Consider the following 16,654-nt stretch of genomic DNA (forward strand, 5'->3'; position numbering starts at 1 on the left):
TCAATGTGGCGATTCTCGGCGCGGGCCGTATCGCAAGGCACATGGCGGATACGTTAACGAAAATGGCCCGGGACGACCGTTACCGCGATCTGGTGGCCCCGTACGCGGTCGCTTCGCGCGATGGCGGACGTGCGGCGGATTTCGCCGCGGAATACGGTTTTCCGGTGTCGTACGGATCATACGATGATCTATTGGCCGACCCGAACGTGAATCTGGTGTACATCGCCACTCCCCATAATCTTCATGCCGGGCAGGCGATCGCATGCATGCGCGCCGGCAAGGGCGTTCTGGTGGAGAAGGCGTTCGGCGCGAACACGGACCAGGCACGCGACATGCTGGACGTTTCGGACGAGACCGGCATGCTGTGCACGGAGGCGATCTGGACGCGTTATATGCCGTCGCGCACGATGATCGACGACATCATCGCTTCCGGCGTGATCGGCGAGATACAGGCGATCGACGCTAACCTGTGCTATCCGACCACCGCCAAAGCCCGTATCACCGATCCGGCGTTGGCGGGCGGCGCGCTGCTCGACGTCGGCGTGTATCCGATCAATTTCATCGATATGATCATGCACAACGCGCCCATCGAACGCATCGAATCGTCCATGCGTCCTTACAAGACCGGTGTCGACGCGCATGATTCGATGACGTTCCACTACCGCAACGGCGTGGTGGCCACCGCGCAAAGCTCGATTCTGTGCCATAGCGACCGCATGGGCGCGGTGTGGGGCACGGAAGGGTACCTCACTTGCCGGAACATCAACAATGTCGAGGCGATTGACGTGTTCGACGGCACGCACGCCGTCACCGCGCATTACGATGTTCCCGCGCAGCTTACCGGCTACGAATACGAGGTGGCGTCGGCCGCCCGGGCCGTATTGGACGGGCGTACGGAATGCGATGAGATGCCGCATTCCGACACGTTGCGCATCATGGAGCTCATGGATTCGCTGCGCGCGGATTGGGGGCTCACGTACCCGTTCGAGGCGTGACCGACCGCGCATCGGCCATTTGAACCCGCATGTCGGCCGTTCGAATCGTAGTGTCCGTCCCAATCGCGGCCGTCGGACCGCGGCGGGCACTACGCCGTGACCGTCAAACGGCTTTCGCCGTTCCCGTCCACACGTGAGACGGAGATCCTCGCGTGCACGCGGTCCTTCAGCTGTCCCACGTGCGAGATGATGCCGATGTCACGCGTACGGGCGATACCGTCAAGCACGTCCATCACATCATCCAGGTATTCGTCCGAAAGCGAGCCGAAGCCTTCGTCGATGAACAGCGTTTCCATCGAGATTCCGCCGTTTTCCGCCTGTATCACGTCCGCGAGCGCGAGGGCCAGCGCCAGTGAGACGAAGAAGGTCTCACCGCCGGAAAGGGTGCTTGGTTCGGTGGAACGTTCGGTGCGACGGTCGAACACTTCGATCGGCAGTCCGGTTTTGCCGCCGGCACGTCCCTCATGCGTGCCGAGACGCAGCTCGTAGACGCCGCCGTGGATGTCCTTGAGCAGTTCGTTGGCCCGGTCGAGCACGTCGCGGAATCGTTCGGTCACCGCGAAGGTGACCAGCGAGACTTTTTGCACCGAAGGTGAGTCCTTGCCTGCCGTGGCGAGCAGGGCCATGGTGCGCACAGGCGCGAATTCGGTCATGCCGGAACGCCAGTTTTCCGCGGCTTTGGTGAGCTGTTCCGCGATCCCAGCACGGTCCTCATCCAGGTTGCGGGCGGTCTGTTGCGCGCTGATGGCCTCGTCGCGTGCCCGTGACGCGTCGTCCCGCGCTTCGGCGAGCGCTGTGAAGTCGAGTGATTGCAAGAGTCGCGCCGCCTGCCGCTCTTCCTGCGATTCCCGGGATTCCTGCGATTGCACGCTTTGCGCGCTTCGCACGTCTTCCGCGATTGTGAAGTTCTGCAATTCATGTGGCATTTCGTCGAACAGCTTCCGGCAGACGTCCAGCCGCTCCTCCAATTGCTCGCACGCCCGTTTCATGTCGGCGTCGGCTGCGGCGCATGCCTTGTCGAACGTGTCTATCCGCGATTCCAATCGTTCGATGCCGTTCTCGTCCAGCATGGCGGCGGCCGCCGTCTCATAGTCCGGAAAATCGCTGTTTTCCAATAACCGGGCAACGGCCTGCTCCGCGGTTTCATGCTGTTCGGTCAAAGTGTCGTGTTCGGCCCGCAATGAGACGGTTTTCCGTTCCAATTCGTCGCGTTCCGAGATGCGTTCGGCCAAAGCCTCGGCCTCCCGCGCCTTGTTTTTCGCCTCCGTCTGCCTGCGCATGGCTTTCTTGCGTTCGGCCTCCACGCTGTCCTGCGTGATGCCCTCCGCGGTCTTGGCCGCGGTCGCGGCTTGTTCGGCGGCGGCCTGCGCGGCGGTCCGGGCCTGCGCCAGCGCGTTTTGCGCATCCGTCAGCGTTTTCGCGGCGGTGTCGATCCGTATCCGTTGCGTTTTGAGCTCGGTCTGCCGTCGTTCCAACGCTTCGAGTCCGTCCAACGCGGCCCGCGCGTCCACGACTTCCTGTTCGGCGGCAGCCACATCCAGTCCGTGCGATTGCTCGCGTTCACCATCGAGTCTTACCCGTAGCTTTTCCAACGCCGTTTTGGCGTTCGACTCCTGATCGATGCATGCGGACGCCCGTTTTTTCAACGTTTCGACGGCTTTCTCGCTGAGCACGTCAGCTGGACGAGCCGCCGGATGGGGGTGCGTGGTCGAGCCGCACACCGGACACTCCTGTCCTTCGGCCAGGCCTTCCGCATATCGTGCCGCGCCCGCCAATCGCAAGGATTCCTCAGCGTGCCGAACGTCCTTCTCCGATTCCGATCGCGCCTGCTGTGCCTCCGCATACGCGGATTCCGCGTCCGAAACCTGGACTGTCAGCTTTTGGACCGTCCGCGCATGTTGAAGCACCGTTTTCGCCTGTGCCAGCGTCTCTTCCCGTTGTCCGCGCGCTCCCAGTTTTCCGGCGATTTCCTCAAGTTGCGACGCGACGTCCTTCATGTCCGGCAAGGCTTCACAGGCCTGCCGTGCCTCGGTCTGCGCAGCTTCGCAGGCTTCGACCTCCTGGGACGCGCGCTCCGCCAATTCAGCTGTCTTCTCGGCCTTTCGGAGGTTTTCGGCATGTGTTTCGGCGATTTCCAGCGCCTTGTTCGCCGCCTCCTCGCCAGCGGCCGAGGCAATGGCATCCTGATGCCGTTGTTGCAGCGTTTCCTTCGACTCGAAATCGGCCAACGTTTTCGTGACGGCCATGATGCGCGCGTCACAGTCGTCCAGTTTCGTTCGCAGGGCTTCGCATTCGGCCTGTTTCGCCGCGATCGGAGCAGCCTGCCGGGCTTGGACGATCCGCTGTTTTTCCGCCTCGATGTCCGGTTTGCGGGCTGCCAGCTCATCGGCGTGTTCGCGCACGTCCCGCGTCCGCTCGTACGATTCGCGCAATCCGCATGCGGCTTCGTTGCGCCGTTTCGCTTCGGCCAGCCTTTCATCCGTTTCGCCGACTTGCGATTCCGCCTGTTCCAGCAACCGGCGTGCGTCCGATTCCACGTCCCGCATCGTGCTTTCCAGCTGTTTTACGATGTCGGTTTCGCTGCGGGCCGGTTCGTCGATGGCATCGGATTCGTCCAAGCCCCAACGCCACCCGTCAGTCGGCTCATCCTGCGTTTCCCGAATATCCGAATCGGCGGAAGTCTCAAAATCGGCGGAACCGGACATCTGCGGCCCGACGACAGCCTCCAGCCGCTGCTCGATTCGTTGCGCGTTCTCGCGGGCCGCGCGGATCCGTTCGGTCAATACGGTCCGCTGCCCGTCCACCGTGTCGCCGAACCGTTTGCGCATCGCATCCAATTCGTCCTGGATGGCCTCATATTCCTCCGCGCCAAACAATTCCTTCACCAGATTAGTGCGGTCCTCCGGGCCCATCCGCAGGAATTGCGCGAACTGGCCTTGCGCCAGCATGATGGTCTTCGAGAACTGGCCACGGTTCAGTCCCAACAGCCGCTCCACCTCCACGGCCACGTCACCCGCACGCGAGGTGATCGCGATCGTATGGCCCGGTTCGTCGAGAAAATCGAAATACCGGTCGACGGCAGTCGAGCCAGTAGAGGAACCGGCATCGGACGAACCGTCCGAATCGTCGGCGACGACATCCTTCACAAGCGCCGCGAACGCCGTCTCGCAATCATCCGCGACCCGCATCATCTTGCCGGTCGCGTTCTGCTTCGTCGTACCGTCGCCACGCTGTTTCGGCCGCTCGTATTCGGGCGTGCGGCGTACCGCGTAATAATGTCCTCCTTCCTCGAAAATCAGATGCACGTAGGTTTCGTCGGCCGAACCGTCGAGGAATCGCGAGCGGAGCCTGTTGCGGTCTCCCGCGCCGTTCTTGCCTTCCGTATTGCCGGAGATCGACCCGTACAGCGCGAAGGTGACGCAGTCGAGCAGCGTGGTCTTGCCGGCTCCCGTCTCACCGTCGATGAGGAACATGTGCGATCGGGTGAGCGCCGCGAAGTCGATGGCGTACTCCCCTTTGTATGGGCCGACGCCACGGAATTTCATTGCGATAAGTTTCATTGCGCGACCTCCTTGCCCGCGTTCCCGCGAACCGTTTCCACGGCTTTGCGCAGCACGTCGTTCTCCGCTGGAGAAGGTGTGCGCCCGATCGAATACTCCACGAAATCGCGCAGCACGTCCATTTCGTCCGTCGTCCGCTTCAAATCGGCCATTTTCCGGCTTTCTTGCGATTGTTTCCGCTGCGAGTAGTCGAAGTTCTTCTCCAAAGCGTGTGCATAGGCGCGGTCGATTTTCCGGTATGCGCCGTGCGGAAGCTCCGGCACCTGCGCCGTGACCGACACCCACATGTCCCCGTATCGTTCAGCGAGCGGACCGAGGATCTCATCCATGGTCCCCACGATTCGCACGAATGGCGGTTCGCCGGATTCGACGGGTATGATGCGCGGCTCGGCGAGTTTGCCGTCCGTGAAATCAAGCAGCACCACGCTTTTGCCGTTGCCTTCCACAGGTGGCGTCTGTGATTCGGAGAACGAGTATGCGAGCAGAGATCCGCTGTAGCGCGCCTGTGGGGTGCGGTCCAAATGGAATTGCGATTCGTCCTGCGAGCGTTGCGGGATGGTGATTTTCTGCGGCCTGTGCAGGTGGCCGAGCGCCAGATAGTCGAATCCGGAGTTGGAGAAGAGCTCCGCGGGCACACTGTCGACGCCTCCGACGGTGATGTTGCGTTCCGAATCGGAGGACGTGGCGCCGGATACGAAGGCGTGGGCCATGAGTATGGCGTTCAGTTGAGGGTCCGCGGCACGGCGTGCGGCAAGGTCGGCGGTGACGAGCCGCAGCGCCGCACGCATGACCCCCTCATGCGATCGTGCGATTTTGGGGTCGTCCTGGCGGTCCTTTCGTGAATCCAGCAGCCCCTGCAACGCGGGACGCGACAGGTCGGGGTCAAGATACGGCAATGTGTAGATCGCGAGCCGTCCGCTTTCTTCGGAGCCAACCAGGACAGGAGTGGCGATGTCCTCAATATCGCAGCGCATGTGCACGTTCGGCCGCATCAGCGCGGAGCCGAAGCCGAGTCGCGCCGCGGAATCATGGTTGCCGGACGTGAACACGATCTGGAGCGGATGCCCATTGACCTCCATCAATCCAAGCCGCTGGAATATCTCGTTGAACAAGCGCACCGCCTCGGCGGACGGCCGCGGAGCATCGTACACGTCGCCGGACACGCACAGCACGTCCACCCGTTCATGTTCGATCAACGAAACCAACCATTCCAACGCATTGCGCTGGTAATCCAGCAAATCGATGCCTTTGAACCGTCTGCCGATATGCCAATCGGAAGTATGCAGCACGCGCATGCGTCTTCCCTTTCCCTATCGCATTCGAATCTCCGCACATTATAATTTCCCTTTGCGCGACTTGAAAAAGATGTGAGAGGGAATGGCATGGGACTGCTGAGAACGCTGAAATACATACTGGGCACGGACGACGATACGTCGCAAAGCCAACAGCCACGTCCTTCCTCGCAATCCGCGCGGTCCGCACAAGCCCCGCAATCCGCGCAGCACACGCAACGGACGCAACGCGCAACGCAACCGCATGCCCCCACAGCGCAACAGCCTCATGCCCACGCAACGCAGCCTCGCACCCACGCAACGGCAACGGCCAGCAGGCAGCCCCGATCGCACGACGCCAACGTCCAACGCGGACAGTCACAGAAATCACAGCGAAAGCCGGCGAAGCTCCGTCCACAGCCACTGCTCCCGGCCGAACGAATCGACAAGGCGCGCGCAGTCATCGGCAAAATCGAAAAGCATGATCTGAGCGACGAGCAGATCAGCGCGATCGCCGGCGCGGGCCACAACACCCTCGTGCTCGCGGGCGCGGGAACCGGCAAAACCACCACCATCGTCGGCTACATCGCATGGCTGCTCGCCACGAATCGTGCCACGCCCGAGGAGATCCTCGTGCTGTCGTTCACCCGGAAATCCGCGGATGACATGTCGCAGCGCATCACGGCAAGCACCGGCAAAACGATCCGCGCATGCACGTTCCACAGCCTTGGTCTGGAAATCTGCCGCGCGTCCACCATCGCAGAACGCCCCATCATCGACGGGCATGCGTCGAACGGCGTGGTGCGCGCCACCTTCGAACGGCTGCTCGAACAGGACATCCCCTACCGTCTGCTGGCGTTCAAGCTCATGTCGAAGGAGCTGTTCGGCAAATATGGAACCGCCGCGAAACGTGAGGATTTCCAACTGCCGACGGATGATTACAACTTCAACCAGTACAAGCAGAGTCTCATCGAAAACGCACAGACCATCATCCAGCACATGCGGCAGAACAACATCGGCATCGACGGCATGCGCGAGCTCAACGAGCGGCGCGGCGGCAAGCATGTCGGCCGCAACCGTGAGATGCTGCAACTCGTCGAACCGCTTTACACCGCGTATCTCGACAATTTCCGCACGACGCAGGGCATCGATTTTCCCGGCATGATCATCGACGCCATCCGCTGCGTGCGGCGCAACGACTACCGGCATCCGTACAAATACGTGCTCATCGACGAATACCAGGACATGTCGAGGCCGCGCTACGAGCTGATCCGCGCATTGCGCGAACAGAGCGATTTCACGCTGTTCTGCGTGGGTGACGACTGGCAGTCGATCTACCGTTTCGCCGGAAGCGACATCCATCTCATCCTTGATTTCGCCGAAATCTGGCGCGATTGGGGCCCGACGCGCATGTTCCAGATCACCACCACGCGTCGATTCCGGCAGAGCCTCATCGAAGCGAGCGGAAAGTTCGTCATGCAGGACAAAAACCTGTACGTCAAACATCTGCACAACCCATCGGACAAGAAGGACTATTCGCTGAAAGCGCTTGGCGGAACCACGCAGGAGGAGCGCTTCGACGCGATCGTGGAGCAGCTGCGCAAACTGCCGAAAACCGCGTCGGTGCTGATGTTGGGACGTTATAGAAGCGACCTGAATCTGCTGTCGCGCAACGACCGTGACGAACTGTTCCGAATCGACGAGCATACCGGAAATATCGTTTTCCTTGAGAAGCCGGACATGAGCATTGAATTCATGACCACGCACAAATCCAAAGGCCTGCAACGCGATTTCGTGTTCCTGCTATGCTGTTCCGGCGGATTAAAGGGGTTCCCGAGCGCCATTCCCGAAGAACCGCTGCTCGGCCTGCTGCTGCCGGAAGTGGAACGCATGCCGCACGCGGAGGAACGTCGCCTGTTCTACGTGGCGATGACGCGTTGCAGGAAGAAGCTGTTTTTCGTGGTCGATCAGACGCGACCGTCGCGGTTCATGTATGAATTGCATGACAGGATCTGCCCGAACATCTTCCGTGGTGTGAAGCTGCCTCCGCGATGCCCGAATTGCGGGGAGGCGTTGCGATTGCGTCACGCCGGCTCGGATCCGTCACGCAAGTTCTACGGTTGCACCGGATACCCAAATTGCTGGTTCACCCGGGAATGCAAGTGATTCTGCAGGTTTGCGGGGTTCGTGGAGAACACCCTCCATACCACTCCCAGAATCCCACTCGCAAATCCCCTCGCAACACGGTCACGCCATCCCGCAGCCCTCATTCAAGACACAGCATCCCCACCTACCGTATCTTCGCAACATTCGCAACATATTTGTAAGCATTTGCCGACTTCCGTCGAATGCTTATCGACATTCGCTGAATGCTCGCCGCATATCCGTCTCGTATTTGCCGCGCATTTGTCGCACAATTCCATTTTTCGGCCCTTTTTTAGAATCGTGCGACAGACATCCGGCGCCAAATACCCCCTAATGCCGTTTTCCAGCCCAAAATCACGCGAAAAACGCACTTAGGGGGCACTTGCGAAGTCCGCTTTGTGTCACGATTCAAAATTCCGCCCCAAAATCAAAATCGTGACACATCCGCAACACCCCCTGCCGCGCATTTTGCCGCATATCTACCCAAGTTAAGCAAGCAACGTTTATCCTGGAATCAACAGGATGGTGAAAATGGCGGGACGGAACAACTGGACGCGCGAACAGACCATGATGGCGTTCGCCCTGTACCGAATCCTGCCCTCCGGAAAATGGGACCAGCGCAACCCGACAGTCCGGAAACTCGCCGAGCGCATCCACCGCTCGCCTTCGGCGGTGGCGCTCAAACTCGGTAATCTGGCCTCCCTCGACAAGAACAGGACGACCAAGGGGCTGACCAACTGCAGCAGGCTGGATCGGGAGATATGGGATGAGTACGAGGAACGCGGCGACGCCCTGGTGTTCGAATCCGCCCAACTGCTGGCATCGGCGTTGAACGGCGCGGACGACCGTCCCGGAACGCACGCCGATTCCGTCGTGGAGCGAATCATCGCGCCGCGGATCGGCTACGACCGTCCGGCCTTGGTAACGGAACGGGTCAACCAGCAGTATTTCCGCAACACGCTTGTCCACAACTACCGCGACCGCTGTTGCATCACGGGAATCGCGATCGACCCGCTGCTCGTCGCCAGCCACATCAAGCCATGGAAGGACTCGTCGCCGACGGAGAAGGTGGCCGCCTCGAACGGCCTGTTGCTGAACGCGTTCCACGACCGGGCCTTCGATCAGGGGCTGATCACGCTCGACGACGATTTCGCGGTCCATGTCTCGCCGCACGTCGAGCACACCGAGATCAATGACGAATGGCTGTACCGCTATGAGGGACAGCGCATAGCCATGCCCGCGGTCTGCGAGCCCTCGCGCGAATTCCTCGAATTCCATCGAGAGCATATCTATCAGTCCTAAATCCGAATCACCCCCTACAATTAGTAATCACAGCAATCCCCAACGAGGAGGAACATGTCCAAAGCAGCGAAAACAGTCAAAGCCGTCTGCAGGAAGAACGATAAAATCCTATGCGTTAAAGCACCGGACTCGAACGCGTTGCAGTTCCCATCAGTAGCAGTTTCCAGTTTTCGCCAATCCGATATAAAGCATGCGCTGGAAAAGCTTCTGGAAATTACGCATAACGACGAACTCTCAATCGGCAGAAAACTTTCCGAAGAAAGAAACGCCAACCCACGTTATTATCTTTGCTATTGCGATTATGAAATCGACGTCTTCTCCGATAAGCAGCATCCCATTTGGCTTACCCAGGAAGAAATGGCGCATCATAGGTGGGCTCCCGAAGACCAGAAAATGGCCGATATCGTCATGTCTCCATTTTTCGAAAAGAGCTACACGACTAAAACAGCCATCCAGAGACGCGCCAATGATGCAATCGGCAGAACATTAGGGGAAATCGATTTCAACAGCAGAGAGAATTCCAGAAATAAAAGCTACCCGGGAAATGTAATCGAGCATATCTGGTTCGATCATCCAGCCGACAATATTTCCGCTCCGGATTTTCCTGAAGCCGAAGTCGAGCTTAAGGTTTCCCCAATCGACATTAGCGGGAAAGACAAAGATTACTCCTACATAGCCGGAGAAAGGCTCGTACTTAATTTCATCAACTACGCCAAGGAAAGCAATGCCGATTTCAAAACAAGTTCATTTTGGAAGAAAAATAGATTCATTGAATTAATCCAATATCTACGACGTATCACCTCAAAAAAAGGACAGCGTGAGAACAAGCGCGAATACAAAATCGAATACGCTCACCTTTTAGCCATGGACGACCCCGCAGAGCCCGACTTTCCGCAAGGCAATCTCATTTCTTTCAGCGAGACAACCATGCTCAGAATCGAACAGGATTGGAACACGATTCATCAGCTCATAGTCGAGAACCGGGCGGATGAACTGACTGAAGGCATGACCGACACCCTTGCGGCATGTACCAAAGGCAAGAATAGCGACCAGGCGTGCAGGCAGAGCAATGGAGTTAGAGCGAAATCCAGAGCCTACTGCTTCAAACAAAGTTTCATGACCTCACTCTTGCAGAGTTATGAGTCCGGCACGTCCGAATCACTTTCCCTCATCAAAGATATCGAGCAATTGCGAAAGAGAAGCTGCGACAGTATCATATTGGATTATTTCAAGTCCTTTAAAGGGCAATCTTTTGCAGAAATCGCCAAGCAGTTCCACCTCACCATACGAAAAGGCGCATCACCCAAGCAAGTTAATTTCATGCTGGTCAAGCATATGCTTGGCCTCAATACAAATAGCTCTGAAAAATTCGATGACGACCTTGATTCACTCAACGCCGAAGAGCTTAAAGGCATTCGAGTCAAAACCCTGCCACTCTTCCATGGAAAGCCTAACCAGCATTTCAAGATTCAGGCTATCCCCGATTTCAACGACATGGTTAACCAAAAATGGGACAGCGAAGGGTGCGCCCTGCATCATCTTCTGGAAACCACCAAATTCCTCATCTTTGTTTTCGACGATCAAAACACTGATAAAGACGACAAAAATCCCGAAAACATCTACTTCAGGGGAGCCGCCTTCTGGTATATGCCCGCGTCCGATATTGATATCGCTAGGCAAGTCTGGGAAGAAGACGCCGAGAAACTTAGGAACGGAGTCACCTTGAACTACAAGGGCAGACGAGTTTACAACAACTTCGTTAAAGCCGCGGCGCATCGTGTCATTCACATGCGGCCCGATGCAAGCGTAGCGCAGTACAGTGCTCCCGCTCTCAAACAGACGAACTCACGCAAGCTGCCCGCAAAGGCGCACTGGATAAACAGGCCGGAAGACCACGAACGCTATACGGAAGAATACATAACCAAGCAGGCATGGTGGATCAACAATGACTATCTCTACAATCAAATCAAAGACAATCTGTAGCGGTGATGACGGTGAGTATTTGAATTTTCAAGACTACTGATTATTCCCTTTCAAAGCCACCGTTATTGCCGAAAAAGGCCAGTGGCGGACCATTCCAAGGCCGCTGGCCTTCTTTTGGCGCAATAACGGTGGCCTTGAAAACTACAAACACTCACCTTGCTTCGAGGTCTGGCTGCTAGACCACGTACAGGTTTGCCCGTCAAGTTACACACTGACACCCGACGTCGAATCAGCTACAGCAAAAGCTGGCATTGTCGGCGGAAACCGTAACAAATACATCAAAACCGAACTCATTGACAGAGAACAACTCGATGCTGCTATGCACAACGTAACCCGTCACAATACAGTGGGAAACAGTCAGGGACGTAATAGACTCACACCTAATCATAAGCAAGAATATGCCCCTTTGAATCGAGATACCGAAAATAATCGAGACGCTGCAACAGGTTTCAGACTTAACAGCACTGCATCCAAGAGTTCTCAGGTATGATTTGAAGGCATTCCTGCTTGGTTTTCCTAGAGAAAAATCAGGCAGGAATGCCTTCCTCATATACCCCCAACGCTGAAAATTAATTTCAACAAAACCATGAAACATAAATCTGCAACCCGTCACAAGCAACATCGCAATCCTTCATATCAGAATCGATGCAAGTCTCCCCATCCATCTAAAGGCAATCAGGTAATAAAGCACAAGCTTTGCGACATGATTCATTCTTTTTTCGAGCAATGGGGCTCTGCTACGCAAGCCCTGGCGGCAATAGCTACTTGCATCTCTTTAATTTGGACTTTTCAAGCATATAACCACACGTTGTATGAAGATAGCCAAGCGAATAAAGTATCCGCCTGGCTATCTCTCAAGGCACCAGACAACGATCCATATAGAGATGGACAAAGACAATGGGTGAATATTAGAAACAGCTCGACTCAAAGCGTATACAATGTGGTCATTTCGTCAGGTGTAATCTTTGGCGCAGGCGATGCATCGGGCAAAGGACGCGAACACGCATCAGTCATTGCAACACTGCCGCCCGGGGAATACCAAGTTGATATCCCTCATCTCGATTTTGGCATGAGCAAGGAATTCGCTGCCGTCATCAGTTTCACCGATACAACCGGACAATCCTGGGTAAGAGATGCGAACGGCAAGCTAAGTAAAATCAAGCAAAACCCTTATGAATACATGGAAACCGGGTTGCCTCCGGAGCTAACCACACCTATTCCCGTGCATGATGCATAGACTAGGAAAACCATAGACAGCCAATCAAAACATACTATGGCCTAAAAATTCAGCAATTGAGGCTCCACCTGCATTCTCAAATCTTCAAAATCACGTTTAGGAGACACTCTCTATTCCGGCGCCGGTAACCGTATAAACGTGCAATGCCATCGCTTTAAGAACGTCCCTCTCAATAAGCACATTCACAGGCCGCTCTCTCAGTTTCCCCGAAAAAGCAAACCGAATCAGGCTATTGGGCGTCCCCAACAACTGCTTACTATTTGGGTTCCTTCGAATCTCCTCGGCACGTTCCATCAGCAAAGCCTCATTCCAGCCACAACGGTTAAGATATCGTTGGACTTTCGACCGTTCCACAAGGACGCATTCCACTTCCTTGAAATTGCCTGGGGTCATTTCACCCAATGGAATTTTCTTCAACTGCTTCGTCCGAACGTCCCATGTCTTAATCCACATCAACAGATATCGATTCGTCTCAGCATTGGAGTTGTAGAGCCATCCAGGCACCGGATCGCGATGACCACTCTGCAACGATGACAGTTCAAACGAAAACGTCCTAAGGTCTTGATTAATCCAATGCAGAGCGGCTTTCTCATCAATGACAATGTGATTGTCATGATAGTCGACGATTACATCCATTCCCCTGAGCTGTCGGCTCCTATCCCGCACTCGCTCATACTCAAAAGCAGCATCCTGACGATGTAGCACCTCGTAAAAATGTTCGTCGAGAAAGTCACCTAGCGCACGTTCGGCAATGCTGTCGCTCATCCGTAAACTCGCAACCACTACGCATCCTTTCAAATTTGGTTTTCACGAATCAGCTTCGCCACATACCGTCGATCGAGCCAGAAGCATTGCTTGGTAATCGATTCGCCGTTAGGTAGACGCACCACATCATCGCTATTCTGCCCTTTTGGCCTTAGATGGCAAACGCCGTTGAAACTTGCGCCAGGCAGCAAATTGGTTCCCCGTCCATAGTGGACGGATCCGCCACTCAGCATCAATTCATGTAGCCGTTCCCAAACCGGATGAACATACCGTTCGATGTCTTTCTCCGGCATATTCCAGAGAAATCCACCAGCCAAACGGTCTTTGCCAGCCACATGTCGCGAATACGGCACCGGCGATTCAAAGGGAACAATGAAGAACTTGTTCTCTTCGAAATACTCATACAAGAACGAATCCTCCCATCGAGCATCAAAGGAGGCCAATTCCCGCCATTCCTCCTCGGTGATTTGACGGAACGACATGCTTTCCTTTGGAAGCCCGTCCGGATATTGCACAACTGTCTTCAGTTTGGTCACATTGGCCTTACGGAACTGCTCGACCGTGTCGACGCTACGCCCTTCCGCACCAACCATCTTCATGATTAGCCGACTTTTATTGGCTTTCGATTCCGTTTTCGGAACACCCAATCGGAGGGAAATATTATCAACCGTTTCTCCGATATATGGGTCCATACGCTCTTTCAAGAATTCAGAAAGAGTCTGGTTCGCGGAAATCGGCAGACTGTACTCGTCTACACGGCTCACTAAAGCCCGTTCCGCGATCGAAGTCATGAAAGATGATTTGAAGCTGAACGCACGCTGCTTAGCCCGAATCTTGCTCAAACCAGATCCAGATGGAGCAGGAGCGTCCCTCATACTGGAAGCATTCACACCCTTCGTACATGCGGCGAGGTAATTCGTATCCGACTCCGACAGCTGATCAGCATGCCCGGAAGAAACTTTCTCATGAATTTTCTCCCAATCATCTCGAATCGTCGCCAAATCATTTTTGTCGTAATGCAGGATAACTGATTTTAGAACTTTACAATCCAAACGGGATTGTTTTTTCTTATCTTCGCGGTCATCGTAGTAATAAACCATGATGATATTCTTCGATTTGTTCCAGAACCGAGAATCCTCAAAAGTCTCCCCTGGCAAATCTTCATAATTAATAATGTCAAGGACGAGCCTCTCTTTGGCAACGGTTTTTCTACGGTTTCCTCTGCCGGAATGCTTCAACGGAGTAACCTTGAGCTCGTATCGAGTATTGCCAACAAGAATATCGGCCTCAGCATCCGAATTTACTGGATAATGCAGAACAGATTCCTCGATGATGTTGCCCAGAGAGCCCTTGTTCCCCGCCGAATCGCCACGGCCCGTTTCATCGAGTTCACGAAACGTCTTGCCTTCAGCGCCAATCAATAGTTTCGTAACTTCTTCCAGTGATGAAAACCTACGTTCTTCGTTCAACATCGAACCAGCTCCTGCTTTTCTGAAGGCCATGTAAAAGCCCCTCTTTCCCTATTATTTAACCACTTAACACCCCTCAAACATCACGACACACTGAACTTGATCGATTCCTCGTGATTAGATATGATGTTGGTCAATGTTATCTCGAACGATCGTTCGGATCGCAAGAGCTAAAGGAGCGCGAGGGCTGCAATGAGCAAGGAAATCAAAGTCGCCGAATTATTCGCCGGTGTCGGCGGATTCCGACTTGGACTCGATGGCTACAGCAACCCAAAGTTTCCGGATTTCAAAATGAAGCCAGCGGGTAATTTCCATACCGTTTGGGCCAATAATTGGGAACCGGACGGGCGCCCCACCAAGCAGTTCGCTTGGCGTTGCTATGAAAAGCGTTTCGGCGAAGGAAGCTGCGTCAATGAAGACATCGCAGTCGTTGTCGAGCAAATCAAAAAACGCGAACGCGAATTGCCGGAATTCGACATGCTCGTCGGAGGTTTCCCCTGCCAGGACTATTCAGTCGCGAAACCTGCAAGCCTTGCGTCGGGCATCGAAGGCAAAAAGGGCGTGCTCTGGTGGAGCATCAATGCCATTCTTGAAATGAGGCATCCGAAATATGTGCTTCTCGAGAACGTTGATCGACTACTGAAATCTCCTACCGCACAGCGGGGCCGCGATTTCGCAATCATTCTCTCATGTCTGTACCGTTTGGGTTATTCCGTGGAATGGCATGTGGTGAATGCCGCCGATTACGGCATGCCCCAGCGTCGCCGTCGCGTATACATCTATGCCGAATACAACGCCCCGAAGTGGGACTTGGAAGACCAGCTCTTTCATGCAGGAGTCGAGGCGAGAGCTTTCCCCATCGAACCGGATGAGCGATTCGGCGCCGAGAGTTTCTCCGTCAGCAAGGACCCCTACAAATCCACAAAGGAATTCGGCATTGGAGACAAAATCTCTCGCTTCAAAGATGCCGGGGTGATGCAGAACGGCAAGGTACTCACGCGTCGTGTCAAGCCCGTCTACAGCGGTCCGCAGCATACGCTGGGCGAAATCCTCGTGCCAATTGAGCAGGTTCCGAACGAATTCTTCATCACTGGGGATACCCTCAAGTCATGGGAATATCTCAAAGGCGGCAAACATGAGAAGCGCACCGCCCGCAACGGACATGAATACGTGTATTCCGAGGGCCCTGTCGCATTCCCCGACCCGCTAGACAAGCCAAGCCGTACCATTCTTACAGGCGAAGGCGGCCGTGGAGCCAGTCGCACCAAACATGTGGTGATGCAGAATGGACGTCTGAGAAGACTCGTCCCTGACGAGCTTGACCGACTTCAGTGTTTTCCGAAAGGATGGACTGACGACGGAATGACTGACGGCCATCGCGCATTCTGCATGGGCAACGCCCTCGTTACGGAGATTCCGCATCGTATCGGTAAGGTCATTGCCGAAGACAACGACGCAGAACAATAAACTTCTCCGCGATTGGGCTAATCAGCCCACCTTTCAACATGGCGGAACCGTCATTTCGTGCCGATTTTCATCCGTCGCAAGGCCGAGGAACAGGAGAAATCCTACTATTTCGTCGGCAATGCGATTGCGTTGGACGATGTGCGCGAATCGGTAAATCATGGCGAGGATGGCAGCGAATCAAAGGTGGTTGTTTCCACGCTCAAGCTCATCAAACCGGTCGATCCAGAGCTCTACCGTCATCTCACCGGAAAATCCGCGCTGTAGCCCGCTGCCTTGCGTCTATCTCGCTTATTTGTGGCAGATTAGACCCATCCGTCCAAGCTATCTCGCTTATTTGTGGCACGTCTTTCTCTTTACAACAAGGTTTGGGGGTATAAATCATACCCCCAAACAGCCTTTTCGACGTATCAACCTGCCACAAATAAGCCAAATAGCTTCCGACCGCCCTCATGCGTTGTCA

The 16,654-nt window shown here is 55.3% G+C and carries 11 protein-coding genes; 7 read left to right on the forward strand and 4 right to left on the reverse strand.

The features are described 5' to 3' along the window. The coding region (locus ACR0P8_RS06530; protein ID WP_432624325.1) for a Gfo/Idh/MocA family protein at positions 1 to 995 on the forward strand (995 nt) is incomplete at its 5' end. Between the two features lie 89 nt (positions 996 to 1,084). Here the strand turns inward: ACR0P8_RS06530 and ACR0P8_RS06535 are convergent. Then, positions 1,085 to 4,555, reverse strand: coding sequence for an AAA family ATPase (locus ACR0P8_RS06535; RefSeq protein WP_432624326.1), 3,471 nt, complete (start codon positions 4,553 to 4,555; stop codon positions 1,085 to 1,087). Next, positions 4,552 to 5,850: a metallophosphoesterase family protein gene (locus tag ACR0P8_RS06540; RefSeq protein ID WP_432624327.1), complete on the reverse strand. Its 1,299-nt coding sequence runs from the start codon at positions 5,848 to 5,850 to the stop codon at positions 4,552 to 4,554. Before ACR0P8_RS06540 ends, ACR0P8_RS06535 begins: the two co-directional genes overlap by 4 nt. An 87-nt stretch (positions 5,851 to 5,937) precedes the next feature. Here ACR0P8_RS06540 and ACR0P8_RS06545 point away from each other — a divergent pair, with 87 nt between their 5' ends. The 4 genes from ACR0P8_RS06545 (at position 5,938) to ACR0P8_RS06560 (ending at position 12,493) form a co-directional block, all read left to right on the forward strand. Continuing rightward, positions 5,938 to 7,992: a UvrD-helicase domain-containing protein gene (locus ACR0P8_RS06545; RefSeq protein WP_432624328.1), complete on the forward strand. Its 2,055-nt coding sequence runs from the start codon at positions 5,938 to 5,940 to the stop codon at positions 7,990 to 7,992. A 510-nt stretch (positions 7,993 to 8,502) separates the two neighbouring features. After that, the gene (locus ACR0P8_RS06550; protein ID WP_432624329.1) at positions 8,503 to 9,273 is read left to right on the forward strand and encodes an HNH endonuclease; all 771 of its coding nucleotides are present in this window, start codon (positions 8,503 to 8,505) and stop codon (positions 9,271 to 9,273) included. Positions 9,274 to 9,327: 54 nt separating this feature from the next. Beyond that, positions 9,328 to 11,256 (forward strand): Sau3AI family type II restriction endonuclease, encoded by a 1,929-nt coding sequence (locus ACR0P8_RS06555; protein WP_432624330.1) that lies wholly within the window; start codon positions 9,328 to 9,330, stop codon positions 11,254 to 11,256. 586 nt (positions 11,257 to 11,842) lie between these two features. Then, positions 11,843 to 12,493, forward strand: a complete 651-nt coding sequence (locus ACR0P8_RS06560) for a hypothetical protein (RefSeq protein WP_432624331.1) — start codon at positions 11,843 to 11,845, stop codon at positions 12,491 to 12,493. 96 nt (positions 12,494 to 12,589) lie between these two features. Here the strand turns inward: ACR0P8_RS06560 and ACR0P8_RS06565 are convergent, their stop codons facing one another. After that, a complete protein-coding gene (locus ACR0P8_RS06565) occupies positions 12,590 to 13,258 on the reverse strand; it encodes a hypothetical protein (RefSeq protein WP_432624332.1) in 669 nt (222 codons plus the stop codon). Positions 13,259 to 13,287: 29 nt separating this feature from the next. Continuing rightward, positions 13,288 to 14,760: a Sau3AI family type II restriction endonuclease gene (locus tag ACR0P8_RS06570; RefSeq protein WP_432624333.1), complete on the reverse strand. Its 1,473-nt coding sequence runs from the start codon at positions 14,758 to 14,760 to the stop codon at positions 13,288 to 13,290. 159 nt (positions 14,761 to 14,919) lie between these two features. Here ACR0P8_RS06570 and dcm point away from each other — a divergent pair, with 159 nt between their 5' ends. Together dcm and ACR0P8_RS06580 are read left to right on the forward strand one after the other, a co-directional pair. After that, the gene (dcm, locus tag ACR0P8_RS06575) at positions 14,920 to 16,194 is read left to right on the forward strand and encodes a DNA (cytosine-5-)-methyltransferase (protein WP_432624334.1); all 1,275 of its coding nucleotides are present in this window, start codon (positions 14,920 to 14,922) and stop codon (positions 16,192 to 16,194) included. 57 nt (positions 16,195 to 16,251) lie between these two features. Next, positions 16,252 to 16,458 carry a DUF3427 domain-containing protein gene (locus ACR0P8_RS06580; RefSeq protein WP_432624335.1) on the forward strand — a complete coding sequence of 69 codons (207 nt, stop codon included), beginning with the start codon at positions 16,252 to 16,254 and terminating at the stop codon, positions 16,456 to 16,458. The last annotated feature ends 196 nt before the right edge of the window (positions 16,459 to 16,654 follow it).

Source organism: Bifidobacterium sp. (assembly GCF_050874245.1).
Classification (GTDB): domain Bacteria; phylum Actinomycetota; class Actinomycetes; order Actinomycetales; family Bifidobacteriaceae; genus Bifidobacterium.

Coding starts and splice junctions, on each gene's coding strand:
- ACR0P8_RS06535 (WP_432624326.1), bottom strand. CDS start 4,555: ATGAAACTTATCGCAATGAAATTCCGTGGCGTCGGCCCATACAAAGGG.
- ACR0P8_RS06540 (WP_432624327.1), bottom strand. CDS start 5,850: ATGCGCGTGCTGCATACTTCCGATTGGCATATCGGCAGACGGTTCAAA.
- ACR0P8_RS06545 (WP_432624328.1), top strand. CDS start 5,938: ATGGGACTGCTGAGAACGCTGAAATACATACTGGGCACGGACGACGAT.
- ACR0P8_RS06550 (WP_432624329.1), top strand. CDS start 8,503: ATGGCGGGACGGAACAACTGGACGCGCGAACAGACCATGATGGCGTTC.
- ACR0P8_RS06555 (WP_432624330.1), top strand. CDS start 9,328: ATGTCCAAAGCAGCGAAAACAGTCAAAGCCGTCTGCAGGAAGAACGAT.
- ACR0P8_RS06560 (WP_432624331.1), top strand. CDS start 11,843: ATGAAACATAAATCTGCAACCCGTCACAAGCAACATCGCAATCCTTCA.
- ACR0P8_RS06565 (WP_432624332.1), bottom strand. CDS start 13,258: ATGAGCGACAGCATTGCCGAACGTGCGCTAGGTGACTTTCTCGACGAA.
- ACR0P8_RS06570 (WP_432624333.1), bottom strand. CDS start 14,760: ATGGCCTTCAGAAAAGCAGGAGCTGGTTCGATGTTGAACGAAGAACGT.
- dcm (WP_432624334.1), top strand. CDS start 14,920: ATGAGCAAGGAAATCAAAGTCGCCGAATTATTCGCCGGTGTCGGCGGA.